Genomic DNA, 22476 nt, shown 5'->3' on the forward strand with positions numbered 1-22476 from the left:
TAATGTTTTGGTTTGTTGGCTATATTGTACGTTCTTGTTGTTGGGGGTGTATAAGTTTACACAAAATTATTGACCGTCCCCATGCAACATCACCAAAGAGTAACCTTCCCTTTATTGATTAAATTTTCCCATGCTTCCTTTGCATTTTCACCTAATTTACCAGTACTAATGTACACTCTTCCACTTTCTGAAACAAAAAGTTGTAAGTTACCACTGTCAATCATCCCTACAGGAACTAATTTTTCTCCAGCGTATTTTTCTAGTGATTTGAAAGTTCCATTACCATAGTAATTAGCGAATCGTATACTTGTGTTATGAGTTTCATCATTAATTGTGTCTTCGATTACTAAGTTTCCAAACTCCCTCAAAAAACTCTTGACTTCTGGAAAAACAGTATACCCTATTTTTTCCAAACTATCTTCAATTTCTTTAATATCAATCCTTCTTCCCTCATACCATCCAGCATCTCTTAAAATTTTTACGGTTTCATTACTCAAATTCATTTGTTCTCCCCCTACTTCATCGAAGTCATAAAATCAGCAAACGTTACTTTGCAATTTTCACAAAAAGGTTTGACCAATCCACTCCGAACTTTTAATGACCTCAATACAAGATTATCAATTTTTGCACCTTGTAATATAGCTTCTCTTACTGCCTAAATTTCATCTTGCAAAAGATTCCGGTTTTCGGTTGATCCATAACAAGGTCGAACTAACATTATCCATTATTTACATATTAAAAAGACCCATCCTCCTTATCGTTCAAGTTGGAATAAGCCTTTGGTTTATTTATTGAGTTTTTAGTGTTTGTTTTGTTGATTGTCTCGTATGATCCAGCTATCAGAATATGTTCTACATTTGTACTATTGACGAATGAGTGGATGACTTACTCGATACTGGGCAATTATTGAATGGCCACCATTCAAATTTTCAAGAGTGCTTTAATATTTCTGGAAATTATTTGAGTCATAAAATTATTGTTGTACTTTCTATTTTTACTGGTTTCTCTTTGCTTGAGTACATAAAAGGCCTACTCCTCCTCATTAATTGAAAGTGAATAAGCCTTTCATAAGTTTAATCAAATGTTTGTATTGGCATTGGTATACTCTAGTTGTTATTTCATATCACTTGAAGAATCTTAGTAAGATATGCTTTATAGTTTTTAATTTATCCAAAGCTCCCTATAAAACTACATCCTACTGACATTTTTTAATCAATAGAAAAATTGTGTCTTTCCAAAAATTTATCTAACAAAGTATCTTTATTATTTATAACATTTTCTATTGTTTCAAAAGGCGTGTCACCATATTCTTCCTCGATCTGTTCATTGATTCCAATCAGAACTTGCTTGATTTTTTGATGTATTTCCTCCCGGCATCGGATCACAATTGCATAATACCAATCAGTCTTATTATATTTTATTAAAATAAAGGTTTTGGGTTCAATAGGATCCTTTATTAAGCGAATGATCTCTGTTTCAGATTCATAATCTTGTATATGACGCATTTTATTATCTTTTGTTAAGTCAACGGGAATATTCATTATTCCACCGATCTGCTCAACTAGTTCATCTGTAAATTCATTTGGAAACTCATATTCATACTGCACTAAAGCGATCTGTTCCATGTATATCCCTCTCTTCTTAGTCGAAATTAGTCTATGATGGTGACAACACCATTTCTCAGTTTGTATATTTTCCCCAAAGAATCATAAATGAATAAAGTAATATTCTTATAGTCCTTACTAAAAGATTTCATAACATTGTCGCAGCTTAAACACACATTTCTTTCCGTATATAGATGTATGACTCCCTTGGCATTATAATCGTCCTTTAAATATCCGCTAATTTCCTCTACTATTTTATATTCAGTGTCTTTATCTCTTAAATACCCTTTTACCAAATCAATTCGATTGTCTGAATCAACCTTAAGTACATCTTTATAATACCTTCTGTCCTTTAACTTCTTCAGAGATACCCAGCCAGGCACTGATGTTACTTCTCCAGTTTTATTAAGGTTACCATATTTACTAAAAGCTTTTAATTCCCCTTTATAATATTTATAAATATTTACTTCTGCATAACCAGTGTTACCTAGTTTAAATCCGGTCAAATCCTCTTTTTGATATTTACTTGGCAATGACCCTCTAGCTACGTCTACTTTTTCCTTCAACCGTTGATAGTTATTTATAGCCTCCTTATCCCTTAGTGCCTCTCGTTTCTTTTGCTCCTGAGCTTTATACTGCTCTTTCGTGGTTGTTCGCTCACCCGGCTTCGGTTTGTAGCCTCTGGTCTCCAATCCTTTACGTATAGGGTTTGCGGCCAACGGGTTCCCTGTTACTACTTTTTGCTTCATGGATTGCTTCAGATTAGCTATGATCTGGTTAGGCTTCAGTTTGCTCGTATATTGGCGCGCTGCCGTGAATACTTTTCCAAGCACTGGACTCAGCATTCCGCCTATAGCACCGAACGCCCCTCCAAATGCCCCTCCCCACAAGGCGGCTTCTAGCAGTTCTTTTCCACTCGACTTATTTTGAATCAAAGATATCGAGGTTCCATGCAGCGAGCCTGTTACCGCGCCATTGAATGTGTATTGTGTGATTCGCTGGGCGGCATTGGGATTCATAACTTTTTCCAATGACTTGGACATCGTATTTTGTACAATTTGTCCACCTTTGGTGGCAGCCAAAGAAGTCGCCATCTTATTCGTTGTTGTGAACAAGTTCTGTGTACTCGTGCCCACTCCTCCCGGATTCACGACCAATCCTGCTGCGCCGCCAGTAAAATCCGCGATTTTATCTACAATTTCATTTCCGGTTGTGGGCTGATCCACGACAGGGGGACCTATCATCGAAGCCGCAGAATATCCAAACCGGTCGACTAGACGGCCTCCCCATGTTTCATACCGCACATAGTCGATATTGTCTGCAAATGGATCTGCGATATTTTCTTTCAGGAACTTCACGAATTCATTCGTCGGTTTTATCTCGGCACGCGCTCGTTTACTCTTTTCAAAAGGAGTCAGTTCCTCTTCAATAGCCGGAAGAGCAGCGATTCGCTGCTTCCATTCATTCATAGCCGCGGCGTCCCCGTTGACACCGCGCATTAATAAGGATTCGGACATGATATTGTAAAGATTGGTTTTACTTAACATATCAGATGTAATCTGATTCACGCCCGATTCGTACGGATTGAATCCTCCTTTCCCTAAAAAGGGAATGCTGCCGGTCAGTGACAATGCTGCACTCTGAGTATCTCCACGCAGCGCCGATATGCCGTTATTCGCAGCATTGGCAAGCGGACCAACTACCGGTATCATCCCAGCGACACTTAGCGCCAATTGCACCCCATCCAGCAATGAATTGAGCTCGCCTTTCCCCGATGGGGTATTGGCACCTGCCGAACCTGCTGAATATTCTTCAATCGACAGTAATGGCGGCTCCGGCACAGGCGGCAGATCTGCTACGAACACCGGGGACTTTACCAACCCTACCAAATGCAAGGCAGAAGCAGATAAATCCGTTTCTCCATCCAGAACCATGCTGCTTTGTTTGCATTGCAAATAAATACCCTGCTGCGCGTTAATGTGCAGCTTTTGTTCCGCCTGCAGTTCCAAGGTGCCCGAAGATAACGAAATTCCATGCTCGCTTTGGATGCGAACTCCATCTTCCTCATCAAGCTTGATAAAGATACTATTGTCTTTGGCCGTAAGAGTTGCATCCGCTGCGCCCAGCCTCAGCTCTTTACCATATTTCGTTCCCCACTGTTTCACACCCGGCGTCTGCTTCTTCGGCGACCCTTGTCCTCGTTGAAGCGATTGAATGGCGATCACTTCATCTTCTTGGTTGCTGGGGAAGTAAATCTGAACGGTATCCCCCAATTCCGGCATACAGTAAAAACCGCTGTTCCCTTCAGCCGCATAGGGAGATGCATATTGAATCCAGCATGCTTCCTGTTTCTCCTGAACACGATCAATGTCCAGATGGACACGGATCGCATCTTGCTGTACATCGATTACTCGGCCTTCTAATGCAGAACCGCTTAAACACTCGTTATATAACTCCTTTTGAAATACGGATAACCTTGGACTCAGGAGATATGTCGTCATGACATCGCCGTTCTTCAGTTCTGTAATCGATTCTGTAACGGCTAGTTCTCTCTCTCGGAATTGCACCGTATCTCCTATCGCAAATCGGCGGTTCGTGACAACAGAATAGCAGATATCCGAATAATCATTTCCTATATTTCCTTCAACCATTGACTTTCGAATACTATAAGAAGTATTCGCTAGCTCCCACCGTTTTCCTTCCGGCAGTCCGATCCACACTTTAGGCGCGTTCGCTCTCGCTTCTGGTACAATAACCGCTCCAAAACGCGAGGCCAACCTTTTAAGAAACATCCAGTCCGTTTCTTGATATTGCACAGTGAATTGTTCCAGTCGGGCAGTGCCTGTCGCGTTATCAATGTGATCTCCGCCCGCATATTCAGATAAAACCTGGTTGAACAACGAGTCGTAGGTCATGTCTTTATGTTGAAATGAACGGCTCCTGATCTTCAAATCCATTCGAATTGAGTGTGAAATAGCTTCTATTTCTATATAGTAGACGCCTCTTGCCATACAGAATGATATTTCGGACACGACACCGTCGAACAGGATTCCACTGACCTCGCCGCTATCATCGATTTCGTGTACGGTAATCGGATCTGTGCTGTTTACCATATCAATATAGCGGTCTTTCATTTCATCGGATACGAGCCCCGTCAAGAACAGCCTGGCATGATCATTCACTCTCTTCTCGACACGCAGCTCCTGAATGCTCTGTATGTCATATGGAAATACAATTTGAAGCTTCTCAGCGATTCCATGTAACGCGCGCACACGATTCCCCCTTGCCATACGTAATGGCTCTAATCTAGGTTCTGTCCGTCGTCTTCAACTTCAATCAATCCGCAATAAACACATCGAAGAGTACAAGTATTCAATAGAGCTGGTTCGTCCTCGATAAGGACGTCACTCTTGCCGTTAATCCACGGCAAGCCGATAACCGGCATGCAAGGCGCTTTCTTAACCCCGTATATATCCACCATCGTGCTATTTTGGACGGCAGGGTTCATTAGACTGGAGCAATTGCCGAAATTGATAATGTTAACACCGGGTATGTAATCTTTCACATTCATTTGTGCCTTGTTTTTTACATAGACACCATGGCTTAGCGGCGTCTTCAACCTTGTCGGTTGGGTTCCATAACTGCACTTCAATATGGCTCCCGCAACCACATAGCTTTTTTTATCCCCAGAACCATTTTGGAGTTGCCCTTCATTTCCCTGCATTGTTACCACTCCTCAACTTCGGTCTCCACTCTACGAAGCCGAATTCCCCTATAGTCCCTTCGAAGCATGCTTTCCGCAACGGCTAAATGTATAAAAATATGCTTTTCTACAATCCCTTTCATTTGAAAAATGGGACGGTTCACTTGATGGTTACAAATAACGAGGCGCTTTAAGGTTCCATCTTTACGAAATTCACTTTGCTCTGAAAGGCATTCGATAAGCGGCGGCTTTATCGCCCAATACAACTCTTGGCGCACCCTTTTCATATCTGTCAAAACGAGAGGAACTGCCTCTATGTCCGGGTCAATTTGGATGAATAATTGCTTTAATCTATCGGATATTAGCGGCAGCGGCCTTTCCAACCAATCTACATATTCAACCGCACTCTGATCTCTAATAGAAAATTGGAACGTTCGGTTGTCCTGTTCTTGGGCAGATTTTTCACTAAACATATCTTTACGAATTGCTTCGGAAATACCAACAGGCTCTACCCGTCCCTGAATTCGATCATCTTCAGCCACGATAAAATAGCGCATTTCCTGCCTCCTTACCGTTGATCACGTTCTCCATATGACCCCTTTTCGCTGGCTCTCGTCCAGAAGCACATCACCCGCCTGATGTTCGGAAAATATGGCGCCGGTCAAGTCCGCTCCGACAAATCGCGTACGCTCCAACTGGGCATCTATAAACTGAGCCCCCCTCAACGAAGCTCCTGCAAAATTGGCACCAGTCAAATTGGCACGAGAAAAATTCACTCCGGAAAAACTCGGCCTATCCTTTTTTGCATGTAGGAAGCCGCTGCAACCTTCCGAATTACGGAACGTCGCGTCACTTAGATCACACCCACTAAGATCGGCACCATGAAGGAGCGCATAAGAAAAATTTGCACCTGCCAATTGGCATTCCTTCCACCTTGTACCCACCAATACGGCCTCCTCAAAATTGCTGGATGATAGAGTGCAATCACGGAATGTTGAGAAGCGCAGATCAAGCTTGGAATATTCCCCGTTGGATAAATCGAGCTCCGCAAATGCAGAGTACGCATATTCGTAATCATTTTTCTCCTGCAGCCATTCCTTCACGTCTTCGGAATGATAATTCGGCGATGCTTCTTGGTACACCACTTCACTAGTATCCATATACTCCCCCACTCTTACCTCGAACTGTTCTTCTTTCTCTAGTTCGATGAATTCATGAAGTTGTACAGCTCGCGGCATTGCGTATCGTATGAGTTCGATGACGTAATGATGAAAGTATATTGAGTCAAGCAATCTCTGCCTCTCCAGATCGACAACGGTAACGTTGCCCATGTACTGCCGACTTTCCTGTACGAGCTGAAGCTCCAACTTGTCCAGGTCGTACAAAGCCCAATCCGCATCATAACGGGTTCGGCATGGGTTCTGATCAAGTATCCATGAAGCATCAGTAGCTTCTACAAGATAGGCAAATCGGCCATCTGCTATTTCTGTACGCAGCATGGAAAATGTAATATGGCCTATCCGTCCCTTCTCGCCTCGGATTTGTCTTTCTCTGATGGTACGGCAATACTGCTGAAAGGATAGGATAAAATCGCTAGACCATTTCTCTTTATTTGCATGGAAATACGGATCGAATGCCGACAATGCTGACTGACGATTCGGTTCAACAACTTGCTGCACAAAAAGTCGCAACGATTCTTCTTTTCCCATTTCGTCTTCCTTTCCTTTGTTCGATAGGTTAGTTCGTTTTCAGCTCACTGCCCACGATGTTCGTATTTCCTCCCAAATGTATATTGCTGCTTTTACAACTCAGGTTAATCTCTTGTCCTGCGGAAATAACGACCTTTTTCTGGGAATCCATTGTAATATCTTCTTGGGCACTTAACATGATTTTTTTATTGCTAACAATGTGAATGCCGTCTTGTTCATTTAACTTGATATATATCGCACCGTCTTTGCCGGTGATTACAATCTCATCGGGACTCATCATTAGCTCTTTCCCGGAGGCGGTTCGGAAATATTTAATGTTCGGGTCACCAAGTTTATTCGTTTCTCCTGTTTTTGCATTTTGACGGACAGAACTGCTCGCAATGCCTTCCTCCTCTTTGTTGCTAGGAAAGTAAATGCGCACCGTATCGCCAAGCTCTGGCATGACATACCAACCGCTATGCCCCTCAGCTGTAAAGACAGAAGAATAAGGGAACCAGTGTGCTTCATCTTTACTTTGCTTGCCATCGATGTCCAAGTGTACCTTCACCTTATCACCGGCGACTTCAATGACTTTTCCGTTTAACGAGGCACCCACAATTTGTTCATTATGCAGTACCTTTTGCCGCAGACCCTTGTGCAAGCATAGTATGTATAAGTGGGTAAGCAAGCCGTTTTTCACTTCGGTTAACGCCTCACATACATACAAGCTCTTGCCTTTGAAGCTCACCCAGTTACCGAGTTCAAGAACCTTGTCCGTCTCCACCTCATAGTAAATAAAGTCGTTCTCATCTACATGAGGAGAATCGTTTTCGACGAAATAACGATAAGTCCCCATATGTTTCCGAACGGTATAATGATAGTCTTCGAGACGAGTTTGGGTGCTGCTTTCAAATATTCCAAAATAAAATTTTGGTTGATCGAACACAGCTGCAGGCATTAAGCTCGTATGGAATCGAGATGCCATTCTTTTTAGAAACTGCCAGTCCGTTTCTTTATACTGCACAGTAAATCGGCCAAGTTTAGCATTGTCCGTCGCTTCATCTACTACATCCATGCCCGGATATTCTGACGCAACCTTCTCCAACAACATGGGAATCGTCATAGATTTGTTCTGGAAAGAACGGCTCTTGGGCTTCATATCTAATTTATAGGTATGAGATACAGCCTCTATCTGGAGATAATAGATATCCCGAACAGCCTTGATCTCAATGTGGAGCACCATGCCGCTAAATAACGGTTTACTCTCTCCATCCTCATCGATTTGACTAATCTCGATAATGGTGTCGGCATCCGTCATTTCCACATAGCTATCCTTTAGATCCTCAGGAACAATGCCCGTAAACGAGAGACGAGTATGGTCATTAATTTTCTTGGTCAGCTTCAGTTCCTGGAGATTGACAAGCCGGTATGGAGATAATTTCAAGTTCTGATAAGTCAAAGTGGATGAGCTCATTGTCCTTCCCTCACTTCCTCCGCTTCGCCGATAACTAGGGCATTCATTAATTCTCGGGCAATCGGCTGCCAATGTTTCATTTCTTCTTCTGTACAATTGAACGAACAAAGAAGAGCTTTATCTTCCATTTCCGTGAAAAACATCAAATTATATAAATTTACATTCAAAGCACGAACTAAAAACTCGCAGTATCCGATTTGCTGCTTCCCACGAGTTTCAGAAATGCCGTGGTCGAACCACTGCAGAATAGGCTGCGTTCGGCGTAATATTTGAATCATTTCAATCGTAAATGGCTCAAGTCCCTCTTCTGTAACGATATAATCCGTTTCATTGAAAGTGATATTTATGGATGCGCTAGAATTGGTATAAATGATGCTTGGCCGTCGTTCCGATGGATACTTCATAGCAGCGTTTTGAGGAGACATGAGATGAAAAGTCTTCGGCAATGGGATACGAATTTTTCCATCCATTAATCCTTCTTCCGTAAACGGCACCATCTCCCCGTTTATGTTCAATACAGCTTGATGGAAAAGGAGAGGGTCAGGCTCTATGTCCTGTATAGGCTTCTCCGTCTCAGCTTGCGCTCCATACAGCAACGGCAGGATTTGCTCATCCAGATGCTTGTTTTCACTCATTGTCCTCACCTCTTCATTCATTCTGTTCATTTAACATTTCGACGATCAATCCACAATCATCCGCTGCCTGCCGCCGTGCCGTACATCAGGAGACAGCGCTCTGCCTCCTCCCGCTTCACTCAAAATTCTCCGCAGGCCTGCGAAGATGCGCTCATTGCTCAGCTCGCGGTATCCCGTTCCGAGACGCTGACCGAGATAATGCTGAATGACGTTCCGTTCCACGGCGCCGCCGTTCAGGCAGAGCATGGCGAAGCTCGCATCATAGGGGTGATCCGTGCCGCTCTTCAGCAGTTCATTGGCGAAATACTGCAAAATGAATGGAGACAGCGTGCTGCTTCCGATACCGGCATACGGCACATGGATGACGTTGAACGTGTTATACTCGGTCGCCAAGTCGGTAAAACCCTGATAATCCGCACGCAGCCGGGCACCCTCCTTCAGCTTGAACCGACCGAGCTCCAGCTCGTCCGCCTGCACCTGCACGTCGTTCTCATCCAGCAGAATTTCGCCCGGAAGCGTCATGAAGTCGCTCGCTGCCTGTTCCGTGAGAAAGCGAATTTTGAGCACTGTCTCCTTGCCGTTCGAGGAATACGGGAGCTCGAAATCGTCTTCCATGGTATATAAGCGGCCGTCATGCTTGACGATGCCCTTGGCAATCGTTAAGCTTTCTGCATTGACTTGAACCTCTCCGCCCGCGATGATGCCGTCGGAATAGTGCTGGTAGATGATATCAGCGAACTGGCGCGGATAATCGCGCAGGCTCTCCAGCATGGCGGTTTTCAGAATCCGGCCTTTATGGAAATGCGGCATTTGGTGCGTAAACAAGGCGTTCCCTCCTTTCTCCTTAGACTTTGTTCAAAAAATTCGCGATTCCTTATTTCAACCCGTCGAAGAAATCCAGCTCTGACAAATCATTTTCGAACGCATAGAACTGCTTCTTCCCGATATGGAGCTGCTCATTCACCCGCGCAACCGGTACTGCGTTGAAGCCCCAGCTGCCATCGCCCGCAAAAACGAACCATTTCGCCTCGCCGTTGGCAATCGAATCCGTATCGTCCTGTGGAATGCTGGCGCCGTACTGGGCGGCGATCTCTTCGTATAGAACGGGACGATAATCAGCGAAATCATTCCGATATGTCACCGTGTGTCTCAATTGCCCGTCGCCTCCACGAATATGGAACTCGATCTCATGCGCGCTAAGCGGCCGCGAAATCGAGCCCTGCGCCTGATCCAGCCGCTCGTAGCCGGAGATGAGCATCTTCTCCCGCCCGGTATGTGTCCAGGCACTGACCGAATACGGAACGACCGGCGCATGATTCGTCAGCTGTGCTTCGATAAGTCCCGACTTCCGGGCGCTCAAGTAGCGCAGGGCACCGCGCAAGCAGGCCAGCTTCAGCTCCGGAACCTTCCCCGAATCTTCCGCCTTCTGCCGGAATTCGATTGCTCTTCCCGGGACGAATTCCTTCAGCGCTTCCCGAAACACGTCGATGCGGCAGGATTGGCCTGTCAGCTTAATGATGGAGTAGTCCTGCAGCCTACCGTCGCGGTAGAACTCGTCCAGAAACTTGCGTACGATGGCGTAAATGTCTCCACGAATCAACTGGTTCATTTCTTGAATGTTGAACACGATGTCCGGCGGCTCGTATACGTCCCGGAACTGCCCGTTCTCGCGCAGTGACAGGCACCATCGATCCACGGCCGTAAGATTCAAGTCGCTTTCTGTCCTGCTTCCCGGCCCTGAGTGGAATCGATTGCGAAGGATGCCCGTTCTGCGGAAAAATTCCTTCTTCATGCCGTCCGCCAGCTCCCACAGCACATAAAAATTGTTCCGCACGCGCTGATATTCATCGCGCGCATGGTTCTCATATTCCTTGAACCGAGTCGGAAGAAAGTGCTCCGTCTCCTTATAACGGGCGTCGAAGCGTGAATAGACCGCATCTGTGCCGAATTCGTCGACATGCCGATAAATGTCCGTGGCCGGAATGTCAATCAAGCTATCAATGTCCGGCAGTCTCGCCTTCCTGTAGAAGTCAGCAAATGTGATCTTCATGTACTGCATGATGCGATATGTCAGATTGTTCCCGCCGAAGTTCGTATCTCCGTTCTCATAGGATGTATGGATATCGAGCTTATAAGCGATATGCCCATCCTCGATGTGGAACCGGCATGACGACAGATCGGTCGTTCCTCCGCCGCAGTCGATCACGAGCGCTTGATATTCTTCGCCGTCCAGAAACCGCTGTTTCTCCATCTGATCAGCGATCGTGTTGTACAATACGGCCAAGCCTTCATCCAACGCATCCCTGGTCTCGATGCGGTACTCCGGCAACATATCCGCGAACATATCGATGAATTGTGTCTTCATCTTGACCGGGCCCGATAGATGGAGATGCTTGAAGCGGCACTTGAATTGATGCTCTGCCGTTCGGATTACATGCAGCATATAGGCGCGCAGCAAATCGCTTCTGCTTACCGTTGCCGCATTCCCATGGCCGTCCGTCACTTCCTCCAGCCGCTTGTAATTGTTCACCCAGCGCTTCATTCCATGGAACACGGAAGCGCTGGAGCTGTACCCACTTTTCCGCTTATCTTGGAGCGCATCGCTGCCGAAGCTGAACCGGATTCGCTCCGGATCCGAGCAATCTGCGATTCCGATTACAGTAGGCAGCGACTCGATCCATTCCCCTTCCTTGGATGTTCCGTCAGGGAAGCACACATAGTTGATACGATCAAGCCGGATTCGCCCATTAAGCAGATCCGTCGCATTCGGTGAAGCCACGTACCCACCGTGCAAATACGCCCCTGCCGTTGTATTCGTCGTCCCGAAGTCAATCGCCAGTACCGCATCCGTCTCTTCCAGCTCGCGAATATCCAAATCCGCCACAGGAATCTTGTAATAGTACAGATTGGCCGGCGGCTGCGGGGTGCTGCGATAGTACGTGCGATACACATATTCCGATACTTGCTTCGGGAAAAAGAGCAGACTGTATTGGCGATTCGCCGTCTTCCTCACTTTCGCTCCCTCGCCCATCGCAAGCCAATAGCTGCCCGGACGCAGACTATCCTTCACCAGATTGAGGATCGCGCACAGCTCCATATTCTCATTGACAAGCAGCACGTTCGATTCGGCAATTTCCGTTCCCGCTTCCACCCTGTATCCATCATGCCGATCGAGCTTCAAGCCGTCGTACAGCGTAATCTTGGCTGGAACCCGAATACCTCCGTCATTCGGCAGCGGCATGCGGAGATAAGTTTGTACCATCTTCTCGACCCGTTCAAACCCGCCCGGGCTAGCCGTTTGAATGAGCTGGCTTTCCTCCGCCCCCCGGTATTTCATGACGGTTGCAATTAATCCGTCGCGATCAAGCGTATGGATCATTCCTTCAATGAGCTTCTCCTGATGGCAAATGTTCCGGAGCTGAAATGTCGTCATCTCCGATAGTTCCTCCCGGGTATATTCCACATGCTTCCGCCCCGCATCCCGCTTGGCCGGCTGCTTATAAAGCCTATATGTATACTCGCTCATCTTTGCCCCCTCCCGGCCGCCTCGCGTCCAGCCTTGCTTCTTATCTTTATAAGTTAATACAGCGACACATTTCCAATCCGCATCGTATCCTCCATGCCAATAATGCCGAAATGATCCTGCCAATACACTTCCGTATGGAATCTTGCCGGCAGGAACAGCTCCTGAATCAATTCGAGCTTCATTCGCGCCGGTTCACTTTCCTCCTGTCCGACATAGAAGAGAAGCTCGTCCCGATCCTCGCAATTCGCATAGATCGTCGAGCTGCGGAAGATGCCACGCATCGTATCCTTGAGCAGGTATATCGCCTCACCCGTCTCATATAGCCGCAGCACATTCCCCGCGATCATCTCGCGCTGCTCTTGATTGAACAGGCCGATCCCCTTGCTGACGCGCAAACCGAACTTCCCCTCTTCCATGTCGCGCAGCACGAACTTTATGTAATACTCGCGCCGGTTCATCCCCTGATAACGATCAATTTCCGTCACAAAGTGAAGCACGATATCGAACAGCGTTTGGCGCAGCTCCACATCCTCTTCATTGTTAATGTCGAACATGTCCTTGAACAGATCGTAGAACCGATAATACGGATTCACCTCGATTGTGTCCGGCACCGCATTCGCCCAAACGTTGAGCTCCTCCAAGCTCAGCTCCATATAGGGCGAATACACCTTGGCGGGGACAAAGCAAAAATCCGACGCGCTCAGGCCGGATTGCTCTGCCTTAATGACCAAATCCCATATGTAATTCACGCCAATACCCCTTCGCACTTATACTCGGGAAAATGCATCTGCACCTCGGAAACGAGAAAGCTCATCAGATCATGCAGAATGAACTGCTCTCCTTCCGACACTTCGTCCTCGACAGCGCGGAAGCTAAGCCGCATAATTTTCTTATCCAGTACCGTCCGTACATTGTCGCTAATGAACGAGTTCATCTCATAGGATTGTTCCCCGCCGTTATTCGCTTCCAGGATATCCACATGCTCCAGTTGAAGCATCTGCGCTGCCTCAAAAGCATTCACGAGCCGCACAATCTCGCCCTTGGAGCGCACGATTTGGGCTTGCTTCCGCGCATATTTGCCGATAAAGCCATCTGCTCTCCGATTGGATACCAGCTTGTATTCCAAGCTTCCAAGCCGGGATTCCGAAGGCTGCGCAATCTTCACGACCGTCCACATGCCGGATTTCTCATGCGGCGACACAATCGTCAAATCGTCTCTCGTTCGCTTGATATAACGAATATGTTCCTCATTTCCTTCCACCAGATAGCCATGTTCGCTGCCCAGCTTGTGAATCGCCAGAACATGTTCGTAATTAATTCGATCGGCTGCAGGCTCGGGAAAGCCGTCGTTCTGAATGGCAAGCCGCTCGATATTCCAGAGCGGTACGAGATCCACATGCTTATGAGGCTCGAATTCCTCTAGATTAACGGTAATCTCGTTGATCTCGTCCTCTTCCCGCAAAGCACTGTCGCAGTCCGTGAGCCATACGTCAAAAAATTTATAAGCGTATGGATGATTCAATGTCTTCCATGGAACGCTGTTCTGTTGAAAGACACGGTATAGCTTCTCGATCTCGTTGATGTACAGTCGGCTTTGCGACAAGCGCACCGTAATCGCATAATTGCCCCCTGATGTCTTCATCTCTCCGCGGAATGTTCTTTTCCCTGACATCAGGTTATGCAGCCTTGCAAAATCACACTGCAAAAACAGAGTTAGCAGCAGCGCTTTCCCCTGCTGCTTCATCTGCTCGACAAGACTTCCCATTTCTATCGTTTTGTGTGCCGTGTCCTCCGGCAGCATCGGGCGGAGGAAATCATGAATCGGGTCGACATCATCGCGGCGGCACATCGATACGAAAATATCGTGCTTTTCCTCGCCATCCTCAATTTCGTCGAATACCTTGCGCTCTATTTTCCGATTCATGTCTTCCTGATATTCCACCAGGTTCAGGAACAATCCAGTCATTACATTTTTCAATAACTTGCGCTGCTCCAGATCCTCCATCCTGCTCAATCGATCATGTATCAGTTCCTTCATGGCGCCTGATGGACTCCTTCCTTGTTCCCTTGTTCTCCCTGCTAGGGGATGGAGCTTCATTCCCTTTGCCGGCAGTTGAAGCATTCCCCGTTGGCATCCCTTATCCGCTGCTCGCAGCCGCTCCGCTTTCGGCGTTGCTCGGCACGGCTCCACCAGCGGCATTGCCCGCTGCATTTCCGCCCCTGGCGTTGCTCGGCGCAGATTCGCCCGCCGCATTGCCCGCTGTGCCTCCGCTTCCGGCGTTGCTCGGCGCAGATCCGCCCGCCGTATTGCCCGCTGCGCCTCCGCTTCCAGCGTTGCTCGGCGCAGATCCGCCTGCCGTATTGCCCGCTGTGCCTCCGCTTCCGGCGTTGCTCGGCGCAGATCCACCCGCCGTATTGCCGCCTGCGCCTCCGCCTCCATTCGCGGCGGCAGGAGGCTGTGCAGCGGGCGGCGCCGGATTCAGCTTGCCCAGCGCCTTATCGATCTTGCGCTCCATGCCCAGCACACGTTCCAGCATGTCGATTTCCTGATAGATTTGCTGCGCGGCGGAATAAGCATCGATAGCTCCCAGATAATCTTGCCCGGCTAACTGCTGGTCGCCCTTCTTCTCATACTTCTCGCCCTCCAGCAGCCGCTTCTCCTTCCGCAAACCAGTCAGCTTCTCCTCCGCTGAATCGAGCTTGGCTCGGATATCCTTCTCACCGTCGGTGTACCCTTCCTCAAGCGCGGATTTCCGTGCCTTCTGGTAAGAGCTGCGCGCCCCAACATAATCCTGTGCCTCGAACTTCTTGTCCCCTTCCTGCACCCAGTTCATAACCTGCATGTACGTGCGGGAACGGTCTATTTTCTCCTCTAGCTGCTTATGATTGAACTCTTTGTATGGCTTTGCTTCCTCCTGCGCCTTCCCGTATTTGTCCAGCGCCTTAGCAAAGTCCTGTCCCTTGAAGGCTTCGTCTCCGTCCACCATAAGCTGCATCACGCGCTGCTTCTTCGCGAAAAAGTCCCGGTGGAACTTGTCCTTCAACCGAATCGCCATATTGCGCGCCTCACTGTAATCCTTAATGGCCTTCGGATAATCGCTATCCTTCATATACATGTCTGCACTTTTCTGATATTCGAGCATGTTCTCCAGATTCTCCGCTTTGATCGCCGCCTGCTTTACGAAGTAGAAAGCCGCGCCTCCGCCAACCAGCAGCAGCACGATCAGGGCCAACAGCCACTTCTTCAGCAAACGCCATTTACGCTTCGGATCCTCCTTGAACACCTTGTTCGCATACACAGCAACAGCCGTGTAATTGCTCACGGTTTGCCGCTGCTTGCTGAGCAGCACGTCCTCGAGCGTGTCCGTGAAATCCTCTGGCTCCTTCGCATCCGTTAGTGCGTCGACCATTTCCGTTGCGTTGACATCCTCCCACAAGCCAGGGGTGCACAGCAGCAGAACATCTCCTTCAGACAAAGGAACCTTTTTCGAAACATACGGCTCCAGGCGCTCTGGCTGCCCCATATACTGAAGAAGATTGTGGCGTTCTTCATGAACCTCCATCGCTTCTTCCGAGATTTCTCCGGCATCCTTCATGGACTGTGCCAAGCTCTGATCCCTGCTGCGACCGAATAAGCGTCCGCCGCGAAAATGATACAGGCGGGCATTACCCGCTGCCACCCAGCGAATCTTCGCATAATCTGTCACGACCAGAATCAGGCTTGCCTTAAGGCGCACGCGCTTGCTCTCCGCTCGCAGCCATTCATGCGCTTCCTGCATGTAATGCTTCAACCGCAGCGAAGACATCGTCGGCTTCTCCGTAAATCGGCCAAGAATGCTCTTGACGACCATCTCGGCACTGTCGACTTCCATGTCCGAATCCAAGCCGTCCGCGATGACCCAGCAGGCCATATCATCCAGCTCCACATAGGCGAAATAGTCTTTATTATGTAGAAAAGAACCGGCCTCCGTCACGAAGCTGGTCTTAAAGTCGCTGTTCTCCTTTCTCATCCTTACCCCCGCTTCTCCTGTCCCATGATTCGCATACCTATCACGGAGCCTCGTGTTCAAAAAGGAAATTCTCGCCTTCACACAATCAAAAGCGAGTAAAGTGGTCGATTCGATCTGTCTCTCTCAGAAATCTACCGAAGCCAGGAACAGCAGGCTTCATGCGTTATCCACGATGACAATGGTCGCATTGTCTTGATTGATCAATCTCTTCTGTTCGATCGCTTCGATGATCTCCTCAGCTGCATCGTGAGGCGAAATCGGCTTGGACAGAATCTGCTCCAATTCCACTTCTGTCATCGTGTTGTACACCCCATCGCTGCAGAGAAGGATCCGGTCTCCCGGCTGCAGTCTGAACGGCTCACTGCCAATCTCAATGCTCTTGAAATTCTCATACCCCAAGTAATTGATGAGCCGCCTCTTCATCGGGTGCTCCATTGCTTCTTCCCTTGTGATCTGCCCCGTTAAGCAGCGTTCCTGCAGCACCGACTCCAAGATATGACGTTCATTCATGCGGATGAAATTGTCTTCCCGGAACACCATGATCATACTGTCGCCCACAGCCCCCCAGTACAGGAGATCATCCGCAATGACGGCGGCTACCAGCGTCGTCCCTCCAGGCGCGCCCTTCAAATTCCGCAAAATTTCCGTATTGCTTATCTTGGCTGCCTTCGCGAAAAAGCTCTGGACTTCCCGAATATGCTCTAACTTGAGGAACTCTCGAATAAATACGGTCACCGCGAGCGTGCTCGCCATTCTGCCGTGCGCCAGGCCGCTTATGCCGTCCGCAAGTACGGCGGCCGTACCGTGTGCGGTCGTGACGCTGGCAAAATAATCATCCTGCTCCTCACGGGCGCCAATCGTCTGCCCATTGCCGATCGGCATGCCGGACGCTGCTGGCTCAAGGCTCACTGTATCCAGCAGCAGTCGGCGCCGCACACCCAGCAGAAGCAGAATTGCGGCAGTACAAGTCAACACGATCAGATACGGTACCCAATTCTGTACATCCATTGTGGTCATCATCCCTAACCCATATTGTGATTCCACTCGAAATGTATGCCGCAGAGCGGAATGAAGATAAATTTGCTGCGACCGAGCTGAATGACATCATACGCTGCCAGCTCCACCGGCGAATAAACGGCTTCTTCGTTGTGATAAGCAAGTCCTGAGGCATCTCCTGGCAACAGGTAGAAATTGCGCTTCTTCGGATCATATACGATTACCGCATGATTTCTGCGCGAGATGGCATTGTCGCCCAAGATGCGAATATGCATCTCCTCTGCGCGCCCGATAAAATTCTTCTCCGCCATAATCCGATAGTCCTGACCAAGCTGAGGGCCCTCAATGCATACGAGCCAGCCGGTAACCGGCTCGATGCCGGTCGTTTCCCCCAGGTACGGCATCGTCTTCTCATTGTCCTCCACGCGCGGCGGCCTCTTCGCGTCCACATTCTGCGGCTGTTCCACCGATATGCTGCAATAAGGGCATATGCTGCCATGCTTCCTCGTACTGAACATGTGTCCGTTAGCGCATCTTGTCAGACTCATCTTTCTTCATTCCCCCGTCAATTTGAATAGTTCTCTTATGATCATGAAGTCAATATATCGTTCGTTATTTCGCCAGTAACCGCGTGTTGGCAATGCTGATGACATCTCCGGAATGAATCCGGCATGGTTCCTCCGGTTCCAACTGATTCGCCCTTTTCCCCCCGGCTCTTCGAATGCCAACCCCGCTGCGGGAATCAAGATCCTCGATGAACCATTGGCCCGAGGCATAATTGAGCACCGCATGATGCTTGCTAATAAGCGACGCATATTCCGAATCCGACAGATCTATGTCAACCTCGCCTTCTGCACCGGTTTTGCCGATAAGCAAGGATGTTTCGCCGTGGATGTACCATTCCTTTACGCTCTCTCCCTCATCATTCAGGAGTACAAGCTTGGCAATGGTGTCGACTTCGTCCTGCCGGCCTGCTTCACGACTACCGGAACGTCGCGCCGCATACACGATGATCGCGATCGCCAGAAGGACTCCGACCGCCGCCTTCAGGACGGGATCGATGTTCCATATGTACACATATAACAGAGCAGCAACCACAATGGCTGCAACCCCTATATCAATGAGCGCGATCCACCCGCTCTTTCGATTGGCATGACGGTGAACTTGATCGCTGCTATTTTGCTTACTCACATCTCATTCCTCCGTTGCTTCGCTCAACTCATGTGCATCCCTTTTATTAAAAAAAGCACCGTACCTAAAGCAAAACGATGGCTTTGCTAGCTTGTTCGGAGCTGTTCTCAATGTCACTCTGCCTTGTCATATTCGTCCGAAAATACCATACCGCGTGCGTATAGTCGCCGAAGCCGTACCCGAATTGCATAGGCAATCGGCAGAGCCACTCTATTTTTTCTTGTTCATACCGAAAAAGCGTTGGAACATCTCGGACGTATCTATCGGATTCCCCGCGTTCTTGCCGCCGTTCTGCATTGGCTTCTTCGTTTTCGGATCAAAGCCGAAAAATCGCGCGAAATTGGCTTCCACGTTCCGTGGATCAAAATTCGCCCGTTCTCCTGCCGCTTCTCCAGAAGCTGCATTTCTCCCTCTTGAATGGGTAGATTGATGATTTCGTCCGGAGTCTCGCTCCATGCCACCCAGCTTATCATCATAAGCCTTCCGTGCAGCCTCATCCTGAAGCACCGCGTAGGCTTCATGAATCTGCTTAAACCGTTGTTCCGCCTCGCTGCTTCCCCCATTTACGTCGGGATGATACTGCTTGGCGAGCCGCCGATATGCCTTCTTCAATTCTTCAGGCGATGCATGCCGCTGTACGCCCAGAAGTTCATAATAGTTCGTCATTCGCTTCGCCCCTGCCTTTCTAACGGTTTTCAACAAAATATTGCAATGGCTCTCATGAATTCCCCAGTGTACCGGATAAAAATATTAAGAGGCTGTAAGCCTCTTAATATTTGTTGTCCGCATTTCTGCCACCAGAACAGGTCGTACCTGCTTATACCGGGTAACCGCCGTCGATTGTAGCCAGTTCGGTTTTGTCTTTCTTTTGTTTGATGTACAGCGTGAATGTACCTACGCCTTCCGTGTCCCCGTAAGTTTCGGAGTAGTCAACCACGAATGCGTTCGGGAAATACACTTTGCGCACCACTTGATCCGCAGCGACAACCTCAAGCGTCACCTTGCGGTAGCAGTCCGCCTTCTCGGCAGGAACGAGCGACCACAATGCCAGCTTCTTCGTGTCGTCAGCGTTGTCACCGTCAGTCGCCGTGATAATTTTGCCGGAAATACGCAGCGTCGCGCCCACGTCCGTCGATCTTGCGTTGGAATCATTCGGTGTGTCCGTGTCATACACAACTTTCTGAATGTTGTCCATGCCGAGCTCGATCGTTTCTGCGCCTTCTACTCTAAGTATGAATCCCATGAATTTTGCCTCCTTGAATGAAAATAATTTAGGTTCCGCAAGCATGGAATGCTTACGGGATTTATGTTGGAAGGCGCGCTTGAAGCACGCCTCTAACATACGCTTCCATATGCCAGCCAAGCTTCTAATCATTAGGCTTTAACAGGCGTAGTGCCCTTCGTGATCATGACTTCGAGATTCTTCACATTGCCGTTGAACACAAGATCGATATGGCATAGATTGCTCTTGTCGTCTATCACATAGGACATGTCATCCCCGTCTTGAATGATCGAGTTGACAAAGCCGCGCGTACCAAGCCACTTGCTCCTTTGGCTGCTCGGATTATTGCTGAAGAATTTCACGATGTTCTCATGCTTGAAGTCACCCGTCTGGAAGCGGAGAATCCGCTCGATATAGGTGCTGACAAGCGTTTTGTATATGGAATCGAAGCCATTCTCGGTCAATGCCATGCTTCTGGCCTTGTATACCGTGATTCGCTTGATGTCTTTATCCTGAAGCTGCGCATTCTCGGAAGAGAAGACGAAGCCAAAGTTTTTATAATTGATCGCGTCTTTGATGTTATTCGTAAATCCAGTAATCTCCTTCGCCATCGTCGTAACCGCGCGCAGCGCATGGTCGCTTGCTTCAATATCGAAGCGTACGCCCGGATAGTCACGGCTGACGTTCTTGAACGATTCGCGCAAATATTCCGGACACTGATAGGCAGCAACGACCCCGGCAGCAACATAAGCGGCCCCTACGTACACGCCCTCGATCCACAGCTTCAAGATGTCTTCCTTATCTTGGGACAGCTTGACTCCGTCCTCCGTGTGGAGCATGCGGCTATCGATGACAACGCCGGACTTATCCTTCGGAATAATGGTGAAGTTCGGGATGCATGGAATAGCGAACTCGCTGTATTCCTTGCGAACCATGCTACTGCACTTGTCGATATACTTATCGAGTCCGGTGGTTGCCAGACTGTTGAAGGTCGTCTCTTCTCCAGATTCGAAGTTGAAGAATACCTGCACCTTATAGTCCTTCACGACCTGCAGGAGCATCGACAGCGATTCCATCGTGTTGCCCTCCTGCTTCACGGTCTTGCCGTTGCCGCGGAAGCGTTCGCGGGACACCTTCACCTTGCCGGCCGATTCCAACTCGACGGACGGCACAATCCCGAACCAGATCGTGTCGGAGAATTCATTCTTCGAGTTCACCGTGTTCAGATACGTCTCCAAGCGCGGAATATTGCTGCTCTTCACGGTCATATCCAGCTTCGCGTTCGTGATGAGCATGGACGGAAGCATTCCCTTGTTCTTGGTCGCATACTGATCGAAGAACATCCGTACGCCCAGTATCTTCTCCACGAGCGGCTTGACTGTTTTTACAAAGTCATCCTTCGCATTCTTGTAGAACTCCAAATACGTATTATAGTTTTGTACTTCCGTCTCCGTATCGACCTCGTTATGTACCGCTGGCAGCGGACAGAATGTACGCACTACCAAATCCTTCACGTAAGAAGACGGCGTCTCTGTAATGGATTCATAATCTTCGCCGAACACGTTCGAAAGCTCGGTACCGCTGTTGTCATCCAAGAGCATCAGCTCGGTATTATCGCTCTTCGGCGCTTCAATGATCTTCAATTCGCCCGACTCACCGATCGTCAGCATGCCAATCTGGATCGCCTCGGCTTGATTCTCCTCCCGCGAGCCGCCCAGCAAGAGCCGTGTCTTGATATCTTCAATCGCGAGCGGCAGCATTGCCATCACGTTGTTGTAATTTTTGCTGGCGTCCTCGAACATCCCGTTCAGCTTATCGCCCAAATCAAGCTTCTTCGGATCCCCTTCATCCAGCTTGTCATACTGGCCGTACAAGTAATGGATTTCCTTGCGCACTTGGCGAATATCGTCCATCACCTTCTTCGGCGAAATCATGTCGAGCAAATTCTCGAACTTGAAATCGACGTTCGTAATTCCCTGACTGCGCTTCGTATCGATCAGGGTGAACAGCATTTTCAGGAAATCATTGTTCTGGTCGATCTTAATTTCCGAAATGCAGTCCTCGGCAATTCCTTCCGGCTTCTTCAGCGTATACATCACTTTCTGATTGGCCGCATTGTAGAACGAATACACGCTCGGAGAGAACTTGTCGAGGAACTCATCAAAGCTCCGAACAAGCAGGTGCTCGTTCACTTCCTTGATCTTGTCGTCACTGAGGCTGTCGATTCCTTTGACATCGCCTACGATGGTCAGCAGATCCAGCATTTCCGGGTTAATCTCCTCGAAAAGCATGGCTCGGTTCGTTTGACTGATAATGTCCATAATGTCAGCACAAAAACGGCGACCAACTTAACTTACGCTTGAACGCATAAGCTAGGACTGGTATGCACGCTTTATGCTTCCTCCTCTCTATTTCGTTGCAATAGTC

Annotated in this window: 19 protein-coding genes; all 19 read right to left on the reverse strand. The window is 48.4% G+C overall.

Annotated features, from left to right (window positions below; genetic code table 11):
• Positions 1 to 89: 89 nt before the first annotated feature.
• The gene (locus tag BLS15_RS18940) at positions 90 to 503 is read right to left on the reverse strand and encodes an SUKH-3 domain-containing protein (RefSeq protein WP_021255416.1); all 414 of its coding nucleotides are present in this window, start codon (positions 501 to 503) and stop codon (positions 90 to 92) included.
• Positions 504 to 1208: 705 nt separating this feature from the next.
• A complete protein-coding gene (locus BLS15_RS18950; protein ID WP_021255417.1) occupies positions 1209 to 1625 on the reverse strand; it encodes a hypothetical protein in 417 nt (138 codons plus the stop codon).
• A gap of 26 nt (positions 1626 to 1651) precedes the next feature.
• Positions 1652 to 4876, reverse strand: a complete 3225-nt coding sequence (locus BLS15_RS18955) for a deaminase domain-containing protein (protein WP_051614030.1) — start codon at positions 4874 to 4876, stop codon at positions 1652 to 1654.
• 29 nt (positions 4877 to 4905) lie between these two features.
• Complete coding sequence (locus BLS15_RS18960) at positions 4906 to 5328, reverse strand: DUF4280 domain-containing protein (protein ID WP_028531946.1); 423 nt, start codon at positions 5326 to 5328, stop codon at positions 4906 to 4908.
• A gap of 2 nt (positions 5329 to 5330) precedes the next feature.
• Complete coding sequence (locus BLS15_RS18965) at positions 5331 to 5864, reverse strand: hypothetical protein (RefSeq protein WP_090513276.1); 534 nt, start codon at positions 5862 to 5864, stop codon at positions 5331 to 5333.
• 21 nt (positions 5865 to 5885) lie between these two features.
• The gene (locus BLS15_RS18970; RefSeq protein ID WP_090513280.1) at positions 5886 to 7016 is read right to left on the reverse strand and encodes a pentapeptide repeat-containing protein; all 1131 of its coding nucleotides are present in this window, start codon (positions 7014 to 7016) and stop codon (positions 5886 to 5888) included.
• 28 nt (positions 7017 to 7044) lie between these two features.
• A complete protein-coding gene (locus tag BLS15_RS18975) occupies positions 7045 to 8469 on the reverse strand; it encodes a contractile injection system protein, VgrG/Pvc8 family (protein WP_090513284.1) in 1425 nt (474 codons plus the stop codon).
• The gene (locus tag BLS15_RS18980; protein WP_028531942.1) at positions 8466 to 9104 is read right to left on the reverse strand and encodes a hypothetical protein; all 639 of its coding nucleotides are present in this window, start codon (positions 9102 to 9104) and stop codon (positions 8466 to 8468) included. The genes BLS15_RS18975 and BLS15_RS18980 overlap by 4 nt, the downstream gene beginning before the upstream one ends.
• A 45-nt stretch (positions 9105 to 9149) precedes the next feature.
• Positions 9150 to 9929: a DNA and RNA helicase gene (locus BLS15_RS18985; RefSeq protein ID WP_090513289.1), complete on the reverse strand. Its 780-nt coding sequence runs from the start codon at positions 9927 to 9929 to the stop codon at positions 9150 to 9152.
• Between the two features lie 49 nt (positions 9930 to 9978).
• Complete coding sequence (locus BLS15_RS18990; protein ID WP_090513294.1) at positions 9979 to 12630, reverse strand: Hsp70 family protein; 2652 nt, start codon at positions 12628 to 12630, stop codon at positions 9979 to 9981.
• 53 nt (positions 12631 to 12683) lie between these two features.
• Positions 12684 to 13385, reverse strand: coding sequence for a hypothetical protein (locus tag BLS15_RS18995; RefSeq protein ID WP_036666898.1), 702 nt, complete (start codon positions 13383 to 13385; stop codon positions 12684 to 12686).
• Positions 13376 to 14668 (reverse strand): hypothetical protein, encoded by a 1293-nt coding sequence (locus tag BLS15_RS19000; protein ID WP_028531938.1) that lies wholly within the window; start codon positions 14666 to 14668, stop codon positions 13376 to 13378. The genes BLS15_RS18995 and BLS15_RS19000 overlap by 10 nt, the downstream gene beginning before the upstream one ends.
• 100 nt (positions 14669 to 14768) lie before the next feature.
• On the reverse strand, positions 14769 to 16640 hold the full coding sequence (locus BLS15_RS19005) for a serine/threonine protein phosphatase (RefSeq protein WP_036666884.1): 1872 nt from the start codon (positions 16638 to 16640) through the stop codon (positions 14769 to 14771).
• A 156-nt stretch (positions 16641 to 16796) separates the two neighbouring features.
• A complete protein-coding gene (locus BLS15_RS19010) occupies positions 16797 to 17648 on the reverse strand; it encodes a PP2C family protein-serine/threonine phosphatase (RefSeq protein WP_021255431.1) in 852 nt (283 codons plus the stop codon).
• Positions 17649 to 17662: 14 nt separating this feature from the next.
• Positions 17663 to 18184 (reverse strand): FHA domain-containing protein, encoded by a 522-nt coding sequence (locus BLS15_RS19015; protein ID WP_028531937.1) that lies wholly within the window; start codon positions 18182 to 18184, stop codon positions 17663 to 17665.
• A gap of 64 nt (positions 18185 to 18248) precedes the next feature.
• The gene (locus tag BLS15_RS19020) at positions 18249 to 18827 is read right to left on the reverse strand and encodes an FHA domain-containing protein (RefSeq protein WP_021255433.1); all 579 of its coding nucleotides are present in this window, start codon (positions 18825 to 18827) and stop codon (positions 18249 to 18251) included.
• Between the two features lie 210 nt (positions 18828 to 19037).
• Positions 19038 to 19493 carry a J domain-containing protein gene (locus BLS15_RS19025; protein WP_021255434.1) on the reverse strand — a complete coding sequence of 152 codons (456 nt, stop codon included), beginning with the start codon at positions 19491 to 19493 and terminating at the stop codon, positions 19038 to 19040.
• 151 nt (positions 19494 to 19644) lie between these two features.
• A complete protein-coding gene (locus BLS15_RS19030) occupies positions 19645 to 20070 on the reverse strand; it encodes a hypothetical protein (RefSeq protein WP_021255435.1) in 426 nt (141 codons plus the stop codon).
• Between the two features lie 131 nt (positions 20071 to 20201).
• On the reverse strand, positions 20202 to 22370 hold the full coding sequence (locus BLS15_RS19035) for a hypothetical protein (protein WP_028531936.1): 2169 nt from the start codon (positions 22368 to 22370) through the stop codon (positions 20202 to 20204).
• Positions 22371 to 22476 lie beyond the last annotated feature (106 nt).

It is taken from the genome of Paenibacillus sp. cl6col, assembly GCF_900102125.1.
In the GTDB taxonomy this organism is placed as follows: Bacteria; Bacillota; Bacilli; order Paenibacillales; family Paenibacillaceae; genus Paenibacillus_B; species Paenibacillus_B suaedae.